The sequence below is a fragment of the Melioribacteraceae bacterium genome (assembly GCA_030584085.1).
Lineage (GTDB): Bacteria > Bacteroidota > Ignavibacteria > Ignavibacteriales > Melioribacteraceae > SURF-28.
In genome coordinates, this window is record CP129490.1 from 3,443,236 (window position 1) to 3,458,342 (window position 15,107).

Below are 15,107 nucleotides of genomic sequence, written 5' to 3' on the forward strand. Positions count from 1 at the left end.
ATTAAAAATATTTGATCGTAAGATTAACCAGCTTACTTTTAAAATTATTGTAAGGTGGATAGAGCAATGTCATTGTTGAATATTTTGGTTGTTTCATAACACCTTTTTCATTCGAGAAAGCCTTGAAACCATGATATCCGTGGGATTTTCCAATTCCGGAATAATTAATTCCACCGAAAGGTAAATTATAATTTGCAAAGTGAACAACTACATCATTGACCGCAGAACTTCCGGCTGGTATACTTTCAAGCACATTTTTTATAAATGATTTATTCTTGCTGAAAACATACAACGCAAGTGGATTAGGATTTTGATTTACAATGTACAGGATTTCATTAAAATCTTTGAATGTAATTATAGGTAGTACAGGACCAAATATTTCATTCTGCATTATTGCAGAATCGAGTTTAACGTTTTCAATTAAAGTTGGACTAATAAATTTATCCGACTCATCAATTTCACCGCCATGAATAATTGTCGCTCCATCATTAACCGCATCATCTATTAATCGTTGAATTGATTGAAAGTGTTTAACATCTATCAATCTGCAATAATTATTTTCTTCTCTTAGAGTATTTTTATCGCCATATAAATTTTTTGTTGCTTCAATCATATATCCGACAAACTTTTCCTTTACGTCTTCATGAATTAATAAGTAATCGGGAGCGACACAAGTTTGCCCGCCATTCATAAATTTACCCCAGGCAATTCTAGTTGCCGAAGTTCGTAAATCAGCATCCTTATTTAATATTACAGGTGATTTCCCTCCTAATTCTAAAGTAACTTTTGTCAAATTTTTTGCAGCCGCTTCCATAACTAATTTGCCAACCGTAGGACTTCCTGTAAAGAAGATATGATTAAACGGAAGGGATGTCAACTCTCTAGCAACTTCTTCATCACCGAGAAATGTTTTTACTTCGTCTTCCGGAAATAGTTTATCTATCATTTTTTTTAACAGTGCTGAAGTGTTGGTACTTTTTTCTGAAGGTCTCACAATTACAGTATTTCCAGCAGCAATTGCTAATCCCAATGGAGCCATAACCAATTGAAAAGGATAATTCCATGGTGAGATTATCAGAGATTGACCGATCGATTCGTACAATACTTTGCTGGATGAACCAAATAAAGATAGTGGGGTTGAAACTCTTTTTGGCTTCATCCATTTTTTTAAGTGCTTGATGATGTGCTTTAATTCAGAAGTGGTTGCATAAATTTCTGAAAGCCTTGTCTCTTCTCTTGATTTGCGAAAGTCTTTGTAAACTGCTTCACATATTTGATCTTGCGAAACTAATATTTCATTTAAGAGTTTTTTCAATTTAGCTTTCCGTTCTTCTACCGATGAATTAGCTAATCGCATTCTGTTCGATTTTTGTAAATCGAATACTCTTTTAATTTCCTTTTGTAAATTTTCTTCGATGGGCATATTTAACTGATATTAATGATTGGTTTATGTAAAGATAATCATTGAGCAGTGAAGAAAAAAAACGGGCTCTTGATTATGTTGTTAAATTCTCTGTAATCTAAAAGCTGATGAGATTTAGTTAACTTCACAGGTCAATTACTTCTTCAAATCCATAAAAGAAAATTCCAGATCTTCGTCATCTAACTTGCTGATAATTTTTTCGAGCTCATCAAGCTGCTGTTTAGTTGGTTTATATGATTTGAAAATTTTTATTAAATATTCAACGGATTCGCTTCTAAAATATTTTCTATCCTTTGCAACTTTCGTGAAAAACTTTACTGCATTTGTACCGTCTCGATATTTGTAATAATAAACACCATTATAAAATTCATACATTGCTCGCAGATATCCGTCTTTAGGTAAATCCGGTAATTGTGGTATCTCCATTTGTATTCCGAGGTCTAGTCTCCCTATCATTGTTGCTAATTCATAAACTTGTTTTGCGGTTTTCAAATTATTTTTTATTTCGTTGTATCTAATCAGCTGATCTTCACTTAATTCTTTTTCAATACCTGTAATAGGTTTATCAATAAGTAATGATGCGACCGCTTTTAGATATATCGCATTGCCTAATGCCGAACGCCATTTGAAATCTTTTTTTTGAATTAATTCATCAATAAGTGAAATGGCTTTTTTGTATTCGCCGTTCTTAATATAAAATGTACTTTCTGTATAACCTCTTACATAACCATTTTGATCTTTTTCTATAAATTCTTTTGCTTCGTTCAAATTATCCAACTGTAGAAGTATTCGAATATGCCAATCGTAAAAATCTTTGTTATTCGGATATTTTTTTACAAGCAAGTTAAAGTAACCATAAGCATCAAATGGATTACCCTCCTGAGTAGAGTAAGTTTCACCGAGCATGAACTCAGCAAAGGGTCTTGTCAGTTCACCATTCAAGTGAGCTTGTTTCATGTAATTAATTCCGCGTGTACGGTCACCGGAAAATCCAAGAATCGAGGCTACAAACTTTGTTAATCCGCCAAGCCGATCAGCATAATACTCAAACATACCGAGCATCAAATATGCATCATATAAATCGGGATGCTCAACGACTAATTCTTCAAGCATTCCTTTACCCTTTTTTGCATTGCTGAAAGCTGACATGTAAGAACCGCTCAAACCATACATTCTTCCCAGGTAACCATAAATGTTTGCCATGTAGTATTTGTTTTCAACGTTCATCTCAATGTCTTCCAATTGTTCAACAATATCCTCCGTATATTCAATCAATTCTTCATTTTTCTCTTTTCGGTATTCATATCTTTTTTCATAGTTAAATTGATCGGAATCAGCTAAGTGTCTGAGTGATTCTGTTACAATTTTCAGAAAATAATATTTGGGAATGTTTGGATTCTCCGCAATTTTCTCTGTGGTGAGTTGTTCCGCTTTATCAAACTGATGATTAAATGCCCAATATACTATTTGATGGTCATATCCGTTTACTACAATGGGTGATTTAGCAAAAATTATTGACGAGCTGATAACAAGTAAATAAAACAAGTTTTTCATTTTTTCCCTTAATGATTGGGGTTAAGATAAGAAAATCAATCACACGCCTGCAAACGGATACTAAAAATTACATATAAATTAGACCGATGGTCACATTTCAAATTATTTTAAATATGCCCAAAGTTTGCTTAATTTAAAAGCGATAACATTGTTAACGTTTACTGATTTTGTTGATAAACATTGGAGTTGATTATGAAATTCAAAAAACCTCTCACCGTAATATTATTAATTCTGCTCATGTTCTTTCAATCAATCAGCGGAATCTTCGGCGGTATCGGACTGATAATTGATCCTTCAGGTGAAACACTTCAAATACCGATTGAGTGGCTAGCGGATTCACCTTTCAATAATTATTTAATTCCGGGAGTAATTCTATTTAGCTTTCTCGGCGTGATTCCATTTTTTGTTTTATTCGGTCTTTGGAGAAAAAGATTCTGGGCTTGGCAAGGAAGTTTATTTATTGGTGTAATATTGATTATTTGGATTATTGTAGAAATAATTATAATAGGTTATCAGCATAATCCACCGCTTCAATTTATTTATGGTTTGATCGGATTACTAATAATTACTTTTACATTAATACCAAATGTAAAAGTATATTTTAAACCACCGGATTAATTTTTTTACTTTGTTTGAAGATTATTTATCCAACCACTCTTTAAACGAAGCTGCACGCTCTACACTTACAAGTGCTTCAATTTCTTTTGGCTCAAGAGGATTCAATTCAATTTTAATTCTTGATCTGGAGAATGGAATCATATTCTTAATTGCATGAAAGTTTACGATCATCTTTCTATTTATTCTAAAAAAATTTTCAGGATTAATTAATTCAACCAAATTCTCAAGAGAATAATTCAATGGGTAAGAAGAACCGGTAAATGTTGTTAAGAATACATTTTTCTCCATTGCATAGAAATATGCTATTTCATCAGTCTCGATTTTTTTAATCTTACTTCCGTATTGAATTAAAAATCGTTTTTTATAATTTATTTTTTGATTTAGAATAGATGAAAAGATTTCTTCAAAATCCTTCAGGTAAGATGATTTTACATCCTTGTATTTAATTAGACTTTCTCTAAGTTCATTTTTGCGGATTGGCTTTAATAGATAGTCGATGCTGTTTAGCTTAAATGCTTTTATTGCATAGTGATCATAAGCTGTTGTAAAAATAATTGGCACTTCTACATTAATCTTTTCAAAGATCTTAAAACTCAATCCGTCTTCTAATTGAATATCTAAGAAAATCAAATCCGTTTTATTATTCTTTAACCATTTAACTGAGTTTTCAATTGATGTTAATTTCGCTGTTACTTCAATTGACGCATCAATTTCTTTGATCAATTCTTCTAACCGATCTGCTGCAAGTTTTTCGTCTTCTATTATTATTGATTTCATTTTATAAAACTTATTAATAGACAAGAATTGAAAGAATAATTACCGCTAAACCAAATATTCCAACAAGAATATCAATTACTATAATTTTCTTACCGTGGTTTCGTGAAAGCATTCCGGATACCCATTTTTGAAATTTTTCATAATCCATAATAAAGAACAATGCTTTAATAGCCGTTAATGAAAATAGAATACTGATAATATAGGAATATTCAATTTGTGTAGTAAGTTCTTTATACCATGTAAAAGCGACAAGAACTAATCCTATTATTGCAATTGGTACAATCCATCTGGGGCGTTTTTTAGTGTAAGCTTTTGCAATAAATTTATTCTCATCCCATGGAACTAAATGCATATAAAACGGTTTTAACAACGCCATTAATCCAAAGACAACACCCAGTATTTTAAAATAATTCATTAACTAATCCGATTTATTTTCAAAGTTATTTTCGCCAAAATTATTCCTCGAAATTGAGGAGAGGAATTTTTGCTATATATTCATTTCCTTTATAACTGAATACGGGTTGAACATTACTTAATAACGCATATCTTTTCTGCAAGTTACTTAATCCGATTTTTTTCGATTCAACATAAGTAGTTTTGGGATGAAGATTATTAACTACGACTACATAATTTCCCTCATTGTAAATTTGTAATCGAAGCTGTGAATCTTCGGAAGCTATATTATGCTTAAAGCAATTTTCTAGCAAGGTTTGTAGTGAAAGCGGTGGTACTAAATAACAAAGCTTGTTAGCGTCTATATTAACTTCATACTTAACCGCATTACCAAATCGAATTGACTGCAAGTACAAATACGCTTTCGCAAATTCAACTTCATCTTTTAATTCGACAACTTGTTTATCAATAACATCAAGAGTATAACGGTAAACCGAAGAAAACTCATCAACAAATTGCTGAGCTTTCTCGGGATCCCTTTTTATTAGAGAAGACAAAACATTTAAGCTGTTAAAAAGAAAATGTGGGTTTAGCTGACTTTTTAAAATTTCGAACTTAATCTCAGAATTTTCTCTTTCCAGTTTCTCGGTTTTTAATTCAGCCGATTGATTTCTTTTAAACCATATTATTGCTTCAATTACGCTTATGATAATAATATTTATTACCACTGTAATAAGAGAATTATTAATAACATTTTTAAATAATCCGTCATCATACGGCATTAATGTTCCAGCAACAACAGTTGTTGCCGTACCGATTAGTATTCCAATAACAACAGCAAAGAACAATTCTAAAGGAATTCTTGGGACTAACTTTTGAGGCAACGGAAATTTTTTATCAAGATTGTTAATTAATATGAGATCGAGGATGACTAAAAATAATGCGAAGACAAAACTGAATAATGTACCGATGATCAGACGTATAAAAAAGTTGGCTATGTTATTAATCTCTATATAACCAGTAAAATAATTGTACGAGATAATTATTAACTGAACAAAAAGAGCGACCAAAAATATTGTTATTGTAACATTTTTATTCAACTTCATTTTCATACCGTAAAATTCGTTAAAAACTTAATAAGTTGCTTCGTAAATTAAACCGAGAGGCGTTAGAGCGCCCCTCCGTATTTAATTAAAACAGACCATACTTAAACGTGATACCGCCTGAAAATTTTTGAAATAAGTGTTCATCTGCCCCTAGTAACTCAAGAGGTGACGTGTTTCGAAAAGAACCGATTATTCCAATCCAATAATTGCCTAAAATATTGTACTGTAATTCCAACGCCGGTTCAAAAATTGCGAAAGATGTTTTATCAATTATTTCTTCTGTCCAAACTTTGTCTTTTCTGTAATCTTTATCGTATTGATAATAAGCTTCACCCATGCCGCTTGTAATTGATACAGATAATTTGAAATCATTGCTTAGTGAAAAAATTCGTTCTACATAGATACCGGCATATGCTGCATTTAAATGATAGGAACCATCGTCAACTACTTTATTTAGTCCTCTATCGTAATGCAATCCTGAAAATGAAAATCCAATACCCCAATTTTCATTAATTACTGCGACTATCTTTCCGTCTAAATATCCAGCCAAGTTTGATTCAACAGATGAAAACCTTCCGTTAATTCCGACATAACCTCCTATTGATGTTTCATTAATCATGAACAAGTGATTCTTTTCAACTTGCGCAAAAGAAATTGATGTAAGTAATACAATTAATATTGCCAAAATTAATTGCTTACTTGTTCCGCTATTTTTTACTGTGTTCAACATTTTACCTTCTCCGTTTGTTAAGTTTATAGTGATTTAACATTCATCCGAAACTTAACGTGTAGAGTAAGCGAAACGAAAAAAATGTTGATGAACCGGCATTATTGAAGGACAAACCGGTAATAGGAAGGATGAAATTGTCATAAAAAAAATGATGGATTGAAGAATTAAAAACTTATGGGAAATCAGCAATGAAGAATGGAAATTTAAAATAATTTTCTAATCATCACTTTCGAACATATAGCCTATTCCCCTTACACTTTTAATGTATTGCGGGTTGGAGGGATCTTCTTCAAAATATTTTCTTAGACGAACTATAAAATTATCAACCGTTCTTGTTTCAACTTCGGAAGTAATATTCCAAACTTTTTCCAACAATTTTTTTCTTGAAACCGGTTTTCCTTTTTGTTCGATCAAACATTGTAATGCCATTGCTTCGTGCGGAGTCAATCTTAGTTCTTTATCTTCGCATTTACATATTAGTGTTTCAAAGTTAATTGCGTTTTTTCCAAACTTAAAAATAGGTGAGGTGCTTACCGAAGTTGTATACCATTGCTTCCTTTGTAACATTCTTTTCACACGAAGCAGTAACTCGGCAAGATGAAACGGTTTGCTGAGGTAATCATCGGCGCCCAATTCCAAACCATGAATTTTATCTTCTTTCCGAGTTCTTGCAGTTAACATTAAAATCGGGAGTTGTGGATTCTCATTTCGTATTCTTTCAGCAACTTCAAAACCATCTATGTAAGGAAGCATTATATCAAGAATCACCAAATCAAATTCTTCTTGCTTGTAGAATTCAAGAGCTTCTCTACCATCGCGTGCATGTTTAACTTCGTAATTCTCTTCCTCCAAGTTAAACTTTAATCCAACAGCTAAGCTTTCTTCATCTTCAACGAGTAAAATCCTTGTGTATTTATTCATTTTGACTCTCGCTACTTTCAATTAATTCACGTTTCTTAGTTAACTTGAGTAATTTTCTTGTGAACATTTTTTTATAATGCTTGTGAATTGGGAGTTCAATTTTAAATGTTGTTCCCTTGTTAATTCCTTCACTGTAACATGTAATTTTACCGCCATGACTTTTAAGAATTTCGTTAACCCAATATAAGCCAAGTCCGGTACCTTTAACGTTTGGAATATTGCTGGCGTAAACTCTATAGAATTTCTTAAATATCTTTTTTAATTGCTCTTGATCAATTCCAATTCCTTTATCTGAAAACTCAATAATAAATCGTTTTCTTTCTGCAAATAATTTTATTCCTATATGCAGAACATTCGGGGAATATTTAATCGCATTGTCGATTAAATTATCGAGGACAATTTTTAAAGCGTTTTTATCAATTACGATTTCGGCCTCAGAATCACCCATGATACTCAGACTATTCTGAGGTAATTGAAATTGTGCTGCAGATTGTTCAACTAAAGATTTAATTACTTCGCTGCTATTATAGACACGATATTCATTTGAAATTTTTTTCTGTTCAAGTCGTGATATTTCTAATATTGAATTGATCAGGTTGTTCAAGCGTTCGGCATCTTTTATCATGTAGTCAATAAAACGTTTTTTATTCTCGGGCGAGAGTTCCCGGGAATCTATTGTCTCAAGGTATAACTGTATTGATGCAAGCGGAGATTTTAACTCATGTGTAACATTTGCGATAAAATTATCATACAATCGAGTTAAACGAAGCTGAACATTAAGATTTCTAAAAATTACGGACATACCAAACGCTATCGCAACAATAAGAACAATTCCACCAACGAATAGAAAAATACTTGGTCCGTCGATTTTTATTTGAGGAGATAATTGATCCCCGACTCTCTCAAAAATAATTGAGTTAGAAACATACCAATATATCCACAGCCCAAGTAAAGCCATCCAAGCTAATTGGGCAAAGATAAAAACAAGAATAAAGTAAACGTTGGAATTTATTTTTTTGATGTTATTCAGCATCCTTTTAAATAATTTATTTTCACTAGTTCCAATAAAAGTCTTCTTTGAATAATGGTATAATCATAACTAAGAAACGAAAGTATAAATATCCGTACTTAATTCTAAATGACAAATGAGCTTATATATAAATTTACATTTCTTTTTCAAACATCAAACATTTTTGTTCACTTATTGAATTTTTCAGGTAGTAAGATTGCAAAAACAGTAAACAGGATAGAATATTTCAAAAATTTTACGGTTAAGATGTGAGAGTAGATATACGGTTTTAATTTTAGGAGAATTACAGCAGAACTTTCAAAACAATGGAACACAGATGACGCAGAAATTGATGATACACTCTGATTTAACCTGCGAGAATCAATCGCACCTGTGTTACAGTTATATCGATCTAAACCTTCTCCAAATTATATCTTTTTCTTTCGTTCGGGTCTAAATGAAGTTTACGCAGACGAATAGATTTTGGTGTCACTTCAACCATCTCATCTTCCGAGATATACTCTAGCGCTTCTTCCAAAGAAAACTTAATTGCAGGTGCAATTTTTACTGCTTTATCTGAACCGGATGCCCGCATGTTAGTAAGTTTTTTACCACGCTGAACGTTTACTTCAATATCAATATCTTTATTGTTTTCACCAACAATCTGTCCCTTATAAACAACATCTCCCGGTTCAATAAAAAATTTACCGCGGTCTTGTAACGAATCAATTGCGTATGCAGTGGCAGCACCTTCTGCCATTGAAATCAATACACCGTTTAATTTACCGCCGATGGAACCTTTGAAAAATTCATATTGATAAAATCGATGATGCATAATTCCTTCACCGGCAGTTGCAGTCAATATCTTTGTACGCAGACCCATTAATCCTCTTGAAGGGATATGAAACTCTAATTTTTGAAGACTCCCCTTGCTTTCCATTTTAACCATTTCACCTCTGCGTTGACCAACAAGTTCAATTACTTTACCTGCCGATTCGGTTGGAACATCAACAACAAGAACTTCTATCGGTTCGGCTTTCTTCCCGTCAATTTCTTTGTAAATAACTTTGGGTTCTCTTATTTGCAGTTCATACCCTTCACGGCGCATGTTCTCAATTAAAATTGATAAATGAAGAATACCTCTTCCGGAAACTCTGTAAGCATCTGGAGAATTAGTTTCGTTGACTCGTAATGCAACATTGCTTTCAAGTTCTTTGAATAATCTATCCCGAAGCTGACGTGATGTTACGAACTTTCCTTCTCTTCCGTAAAATGGTGAATTGTTTACTGTAAAGGTCATGCTAATTGTAGGTTCATCAATGGATATAATTGGTAACGGTTCAAGATTTTCAGAATCCGAAATCGTATCACCAATATTTATATCTTCGATACCTACAATAGCACAAATATCTCCGCATTGAACTTCCTCAACTTCGGTTCTGCCAAGTCCCTCAAAAACAAATAACTGTCTTATTGAAACTGCATGAATTGTACCGTCTCTTTTTATGATAGAAAGTTTATTGTTTTTATTAAGCGATCCTCTGAATACTCTTCCGATACCAATTCTTCCTACATAATCATTATAATCTAGAGTCGTTGCTTGAATTTGTACAGGTCCTTCTTGAATTGGCGGGGATGGAATTTTATCAATAATTGTTTCGATAAGAGGTGTTAAATCTTTTCTTTCGTCTTTCAATGTTTTAATTGCCCATCCGTCTCTGCCACTTGCAAATACGTAAGGGAAATCAAGTTGATTTTCATCTGCGCCTAAATCAATAAACAAATCGTAAACTTCATCAAGAACTTCTGCAGGGCGATTATCCGGTCTGTCTATTTTATTAATTACAACAATCGGTTTAAGGTGAAGCTGCAATGCTTTCTCTAAAACAAAACGTGTTTGCGGCATTGGACCTTCAAACGAATCAACTAAAAGCAAAACTCCGTCTGCCATTTTAAGAACACGTTCAACTTCACCGCCAAAATCGGCGTGACCGGGAGTATCGATAATATTAATCTTATAATCTTTATAGGGAATACTGATATTCTTTGCAAGTATTGTAATTCCGCGTTCTCGTTCGAGATCATTTGAATCTAAAAATTGTGCCTGCACAACTTGGTTTTTTCTGAAAACATGACATTGTTTTAATAATTGGTCAACTAATGTAGTCTTTCCATGGTCAACGTGTGCAATTATTGCGATATTTCTAAGTTCTTTCACTATTTCTCCTAAGTAATAAAATCAAGCCGGTTAAGTAATGGAAATAAAAGGAGTTAGTCAAGCATATTATTTCTAAATCAAATTTGATAATATGGCTAATTATACTTACTTTTATACATATAATAGAACAAAGCGATTGGGAGAGTTTTGGAAAAATCTGCTTCATTTGAGTGGGATGAAGAGAAAAACAGATTAAATAAGGAAAAACACAATGTGTCCTTCGAGGTAGCCCAGTTTGCTTTTCTTGATAATAAAAGAGTTATTGCAAAAGATCTAGAACACAGTAAAGGTGAGGAGCGATTTTATTGCTTTGGGAAAATTGGAAGAGAAATTGTTACTGTCAGATTTACTTATAGAAGTAAAAGAATAAGAATAATCGGTGCAGGTTACTGGAGAAAAGGAAAAAAGATCTATGAAAAAGAAAATAAAATATAGTGATGAAAAAATCGGTGAAGTAGAAATTGTTAAAGACTTTTTACCGAAGCCCGAGGAATTAGTCTTAAAGGATAATACTGTAAAGGTGACATTAAATTTAAGTCAATCGAGTGTTACGTTTTTTAAAGAATTGGCCAAAAAAGAAGGAAGACAGTATCAAAAGCTTATTAGAAATTTACTCGATAATTATACTTCCCACTATTCTAGGTAGTTGTAACCAATTATATCACATTTTAAGAGCTCATTAGCAAAATTAAAAATAGAAACTTTTAGAAAGTATTTAATGCCTCAACCAACCCTAACAAACAAAGACCAGTTCCCAACTGAAGAAATAATATTTTCTCACATAGGAAATTCAAAAGTAATTTGGGAAGAATTATTTAAACACATTCACACAGAACATCCGGATCTAATACATGAATGGAGATATTACAACGACGGAAAAAGCTGGTTGATGAAAGTTACCCGTAAATCAAAAACTATTTTTTGGTTATCTGTAATTAAAAACGCTTTTCAAATTACTTTTTATTTTGGTGACAAAGCGGAACACACATTATTGGAAAGTTCAATTTCTGAAAAATTGAAAAAAGAATTTAAAGAAGGAAAGAGATTCGGGAAGATTAGAGGTATTACTCTCGTTATGAACAAAAAGCAATATCTAAAAGACGCCAAAGAATTAATCAATCTAAAAATCAGCCTCAAATAAGTAATCGAATGAAACCAACACTAGAGTCTCAGTTAATTAACTTCCGCAAAGAAGAGATGGTTACATTTCTTAAAACTCATCCTGAATTTTTTAATACCGCAATCGAATTAGCAATCAAAGATGAACGACTTATATCATGGCGTGCTGCCTGGCTTCTTTGCAACTGTATGGAAAATAATGATACGCGAATTCGACAGTATATAAACAAGATTATAAAAGTTTTACCGGGGAAAGAAGACGGTCACCAAAGAGAATTAATAAAAATTCTGCTCAAGATGAAATTAAACGAGGAACAAGAAGGTAATCTCTTTAATCTGTGTATGAATTTGTGGGAAGGAATACAAAAAAGTCCGTCTGTTAGAATTACCGCATTTAAATTCATTTATGCTTTGGCCGGAAAATATCCGGAGTTAAAAAGTGAAGTCCAATATTTAACTCAGGATCATTTCCTCGCAACACTCTCTCCCGGAATTAGGAGTTCGATTACAAGAATGATTGACAACGAATTATAATGCAATTATAATTTCAAAAAAAGAGACATAAGTAAAGGAAATTATTCTGATTAATCAAGACACAATTCATGATTCTAATTCTATATCTTGTAACTTTCTCGGGTATCGGTTTGTCCTAAAAACATATTTTTTATCAAAAGCTAGAGGGAAAGAAATAAATGAAAGTCGCAATTTATAAAAGCTATGGATCACCAAATGTTTTACAAATAAAAGAAGTAGATAAACCAATTCCAAAAGAAAATGAATTATTAATTAAACTGAGTGCTTCAACCGTCACAACAGTGGATTCTATTTTTCGTAAAGGTGATCAATTCTTTGCCCGAGTGGCGACCGGAATTACAAAACCCAAAAATGAAATATTAGGGACTGAGTTTTCAGGAGAAGTAATAGAAACGGGCAAAAATGTTACTCGCTTTAAGAAGGGTGATCTTGTGTTTGGGGCAGCAGATGAATCGAGAGGAACTTATTCCGAATATTATACTATGCCTGAAGAAGGTCCGCTTGTTTCAAAACCCGACAATCTGTCAATGGAAGAAGCCGCATCTGTTCCATCCGGGGCTTTAACCGCTTTACCGTTTTTAAGAGATTCAGGGAAAATTAAAAAGGGTGATGAGATTTTAATAATCGGCGCGTCCGGTTCGGTTGGATCATTTGGTGTTCAACTCGCAAAATATTTTGAAGCGAAAGTAACCGGAGTTTGCAGTACTTCAAATGTTGATTTGGTAAAATCAATTGGGGCTGATTATGTAATTGATTATAAAAAAGAAGACTTCGCCCGACAAAATAAAAAGTATGATATAATATTTGATTCAATCGGGAAGAGTTCATTTAAAACATGTAAAAAGCTTTTAAGTGAAAATGGGATTTATTTAAATCCGGTTATAAGCTTTAAAATTTTATTTCAAATGATGTGGACATCAAAAGCAAGCAAGAAAAAAGCCATAATTACTTTTACAGGTTTGAGATCAAACGAAGAAAAGAAAAAAGATTTAATTTTCTTATCGGAATTAGTGGAAGCAGGTAAGCTTAAACCGGTATTAGATAAAATATATCCGTTTGAGCAAACTGCTGAAGCGCACGAATACGTTGACAAGGGACATAAAAAAGGAAATGTCGTAATTAGATTTGAACAATAATAGAAAATTATTGATCTAGTTTTTTGAGAAATGTCTTGTCATCAATTCGTTCAAATCCAAGAGCTTTTAAATATTTATCGTGAATTTGGTGATGACTTTCGGTGATTAATTTTTTATAACCTTTCTCTTTCATAAAATCGGCAGTAAAGAAAAGGAACTTTGCGTTTTTTAAATCTCTATAATCCGGAATGGCGTAATCTAAAAGGATGTGAATGGTTTCATGATCTTCTTCCTTAAAAACAAAAAGTCCGGTGGGAATCATATTCCTTAATATGAAATAAAATTGTGCATCGGGATGATCTTCTTTTTTGAAGTTGGGAAAAATTGCCGAAATATCTTTACCATAGAAATCCAAAAATTTAAGTAAATATTTTCCTTGCGGACCGTTTGTAGGTAAAAGCGTGAAGTAATCTTTCTTTCTATACATTCCCCACAAATAGTAAATATCAACTATCGCGATAAAACTATTCAATGCAAGTACCGGATAAGCACCAATAATTGCTCCATAAGTAGCAAATGTTGCAGCACCGAATAAATTTATTCTCCGCAGCATCCAGATATTTTTCATCGTTAATGAAACTGCGATGAGAAAGGAGCCGATATAACCTATAATTTCATACCAATTCATGGCACAAGTATAAAAGAAAAAGTAATAACTACAAAGCCGCGATTAAATTCAATCGACAAAAATAAAAATGTTATTTTAGTGCAATTGAAAGGAGGAAATATGGAAAACTTTAAAATATTTCTTCGTACAACGTTCGTCGGTGGTTTTTTAATTGTACTTCCGATTGTAATATTACTTGTTGTACTTAATTGGTTGTTTGAAACATTAACCGGCTATATAAGACCGATTACAAATATTCTGATTGAGACAGCAAGAGTAAATGAATTTGTTGCATCTTTTTTTGCCGTCTGTTTTATAATTCTTGTTTTCTTTTTAGTTGGACTACTAGTAAAAACCGAAATGGGTAAAGTTTCCTTTGAAGCTTTTGAAAATAAATTCTTAGGAAAAATTTTCGGATACAGAATTATTAAAGAAACTGTTTTACAAATTTTTGGTGAAGAGAAAAATTTATTTAAAGCGGTTGCTCTTGTCAAACTTTTCGGTAATGAAACATTGATGACAGCGTTTGTAACAGAAGAACATTCCGATGGAAGTTATACCGTTTTTATTCCTTCCGGTCCAGCCCCGACAGCGGGATTTGTTTATCATGTTCAAAAAGAACAAATAACTGTTATCGATATCCCGGTTGATCAAGCACTCCGAACAATTTTAAGTTTAGGTGGTGGATCAAAAAAAATTATTGAAATTTATAATAAAGCAAAAAAATGATTCCCGAACTTGAAAAACAAAAAGAGTTGTTAAAGGAAATTAATTCATTCGAGATGCCGTTTGGGAAATACTCCGGAAGGAAATTGATCAATCTGCCATCATATTACTTGGAGTGGTTTGAAAGAAAAGGATTTCCTGAAGGAAAGCTTGGCCAAATGCTCAGACTTGTTTATGAAATTAAACTTAATGGATTAGAAGATATCGTTAAAAAAATTAACATCAATAAATAAACG

18 protein-coding genes are annotated in these 15,107 nt (G+C 32.5%); 8 read left to right on the forward strand and 10 right to left on the reverse strand.

What is annotated here, in order from left to right:
* Position 1: 1 nt before the first annotated feature.
* Positions 2-1,423, reverse strand: coding sequence for an aldehyde dehydrogenase family protein (locus tag QY331_15465; protein ID WKZ69360.1), 1,422 nt, complete (start codon positions 1,421-1,423; stop codon positions 2-4).
* Between the two features lie 135 nt (positions 1,424-1,558).
* Positions 1,559-2,977, reverse strand: coding sequence for a hypothetical protein (locus QY331_15470; GenBank protein ID WKZ69361.1), 1,419 nt, complete (start codon positions 2,975-2,977; stop codon positions 1,559-1,561).
* A gap of 192 nt (positions 2,978-3,169) precedes the next feature.
* Between QY331_15470 and QY331_15475 the strand changes: the two genes are divergently transcribed.
* On the forward strand, positions 3,170-3,595 hold the full coding sequence (locus tag QY331_15475; GenBank protein WKZ69362.1) for a hypothetical protein: 426 nt from the start codon (positions 3,170-3,172) through the stop codon (positions 3,593-3,595).
* 21 nt (positions 3,596-3,616) lie between these two features.
* Here the strand turns inward: QY331_15475 and QY331_15480 are convergent, their stop codons facing one another.
* The 7 genes from QY331_15480 to typA form a co-directional block, all read right to left on the reverse strand.
* Positions 3,617-4,372 carry a LytTR family DNA-binding domain-containing protein gene (locus QY331_15480; GenBank protein ID WKZ69363.1) on the reverse strand — a complete coding sequence of 252 codons (756 nt, stop codon included), beginning with the start codon at positions 4,370-4,372 and terminating at the stop codon, positions 3,617-3,619.
* A 13-nt stretch (positions 4,373-4,385) separates the two neighbouring features.
* Positions 4,386-4,787 carry a hypothetical protein gene (locus QY331_15485; protein ID WKZ69364.1) on the reverse strand — a complete coding sequence of 134 codons (402 nt, stop codon included), beginning with the start codon at positions 4,785-4,787 and terminating at the stop codon, positions 4,386-4,388.
* Between the two features lie 40 nt (positions 4,788-4,827).
* Positions 4,828-5,871, reverse strand: a complete 1,044-nt coding sequence (locus tag QY331_15490; protein ID WKZ69365.1) for a histidine kinase — start codon at positions 5,869-5,871, stop codon at positions 4,828-4,830.
* An 85-nt stretch (positions 5,872-5,956) separates the two neighbouring features.
* The gene (locus QY331_15495; protein WKZ69366.1) at positions 5,957-6,601 is read right to left on the reverse strand and encodes a hypothetical protein; all 645 of its coding nucleotides are present in this window, start codon (positions 6,599-6,601) and stop codon (positions 5,957-5,959) included.
* A 216-nt stretch (positions 6,602-6,817) separates the two neighbouring features.
* Entirely contained in the window at positions 6,818-7,522 is a 705-nt protein-coding gene (locus QY331_15500) for a response regulator transcription factor (GenBank protein WKZ69367.1), read from the reverse strand.
* Entirely contained in the window at positions 7,515-8,555 is a 1,041-nt protein-coding gene (locus QY331_15505; GenBank protein ID WKZ69368.1) for a HAMP domain-containing sensor histidine kinase, read from the reverse strand. Before QY331_15505 ends, QY331_15500 begins: the two co-directional genes overlap by 8 nt.
* 388 nt (positions 8,556-8,943) lie before the next feature.
* Positions 8,944-10,749 (reverse strand): translational GTPase TypA, encoded by a 1,806-nt coding sequence (gene typA / locus QY331_15510; GenBank protein ID WKZ69369.1) that lies wholly within the window; start codon positions 10,747-10,749, stop codon positions 8,944-8,946.
* Positions 10,750-10,896: 147 nt separating this feature from the next.
* Here typA and QY331_15515 point away from each other — a divergent pair, with 147 nt between their 5' ends.
* The 5 genes from QY331_15515 to QY331_15535 all read left to right on the forward strand — a co-directional run bounded on the left by QY331_15515 (position 10,897) and on the right by QY331_15535 (position 13,538).
* The gene (locus tag QY331_15515) at positions 10,897-11,184 is read left to right on the forward strand and encodes a BrnT family toxin (GenBank protein ID WKZ69370.1); all 288 of its coding nucleotides are present in this window, start codon (positions 10,897-10,899) and stop codon (positions 11,182-11,184) included.
* Complete coding sequence (locus tag QY331_15520; protein WKZ69371.1) at positions 11,162-11,395, forward strand: CopG family transcriptional regulator; 234 nt, start codon at positions 11,162-11,164, stop codon at positions 11,393-11,395. Before QY331_15515 ends, QY331_15520 begins: the two co-directional genes overlap by 23 nt.
* A 72-nt stretch (positions 11,396-11,467) precedes the next feature.
* Positions 11,468-11,890, forward strand: coding sequence for a DUF3788 family protein (locus tag QY331_15525; GenBank protein WKZ69372.1), 423 nt, complete (start codon positions 11,468-11,470; stop codon positions 11,888-11,890).
* An 8-nt stretch (positions 11,891-11,898) separates the two neighbouring features.
* Positions 11,899-12,402, forward strand: coding sequence for a hypothetical protein (locus tag QY331_15530; protein ID WKZ69373.1), 504 nt, complete (start codon positions 11,899-11,901; stop codon positions 12,400-12,402).
* Positions 12,403-12,560: 158 nt separating this feature from the next.
* Complete coding sequence (locus tag QY331_15535) at positions 12,561-13,538, forward strand: NAD(P)-dependent alcohol dehydrogenase (GenBank protein ID WKZ69374.1); 978 nt, start codon at positions 12,561-12,563, stop codon at positions 13,536-13,538.
* 7 nt (positions 13,539-13,545) lie between these two features.
* Here QY331_15535 and QY331_15540 read toward each other — a convergent pair whose 3' ends face one another.
* A complete protein-coding gene (locus QY331_15540) occupies positions 13,546-14,166 on the reverse strand; it encodes a hypothetical protein (protein WKZ69375.1) in 621 nt (206 codons plus the stop codon).
* A 99-nt stretch (positions 14,167-14,265) separates the two neighbouring features.
* On the opposite strand from QY331_15540, the gene QY331_15545 reads away from it, so the two are divergent.
* Positions 14,266-14,874 (forward strand): DUF502 domain-containing protein, encoded by a 609-nt coding sequence (locus tag QY331_15545; protein ID WKZ69376.1) that lies wholly within the window; start codon positions 14,266-14,268, stop codon positions 14,872-14,874.
* Positions 14,871-15,104 (forward strand): DUF3820 family protein, encoded by a 234-nt coding sequence (locus QY331_15550; protein ID WKZ69377.1) that lies wholly within the window; start codon positions 14,871-14,873, stop codon positions 15,102-15,104. The genes QY331_15545 and QY331_15550 overlap by 4 nt, the downstream gene beginning before the upstream one ends.
* The last annotated feature ends 3 nt before the right edge of the window (positions 15,105-15,107 follow it).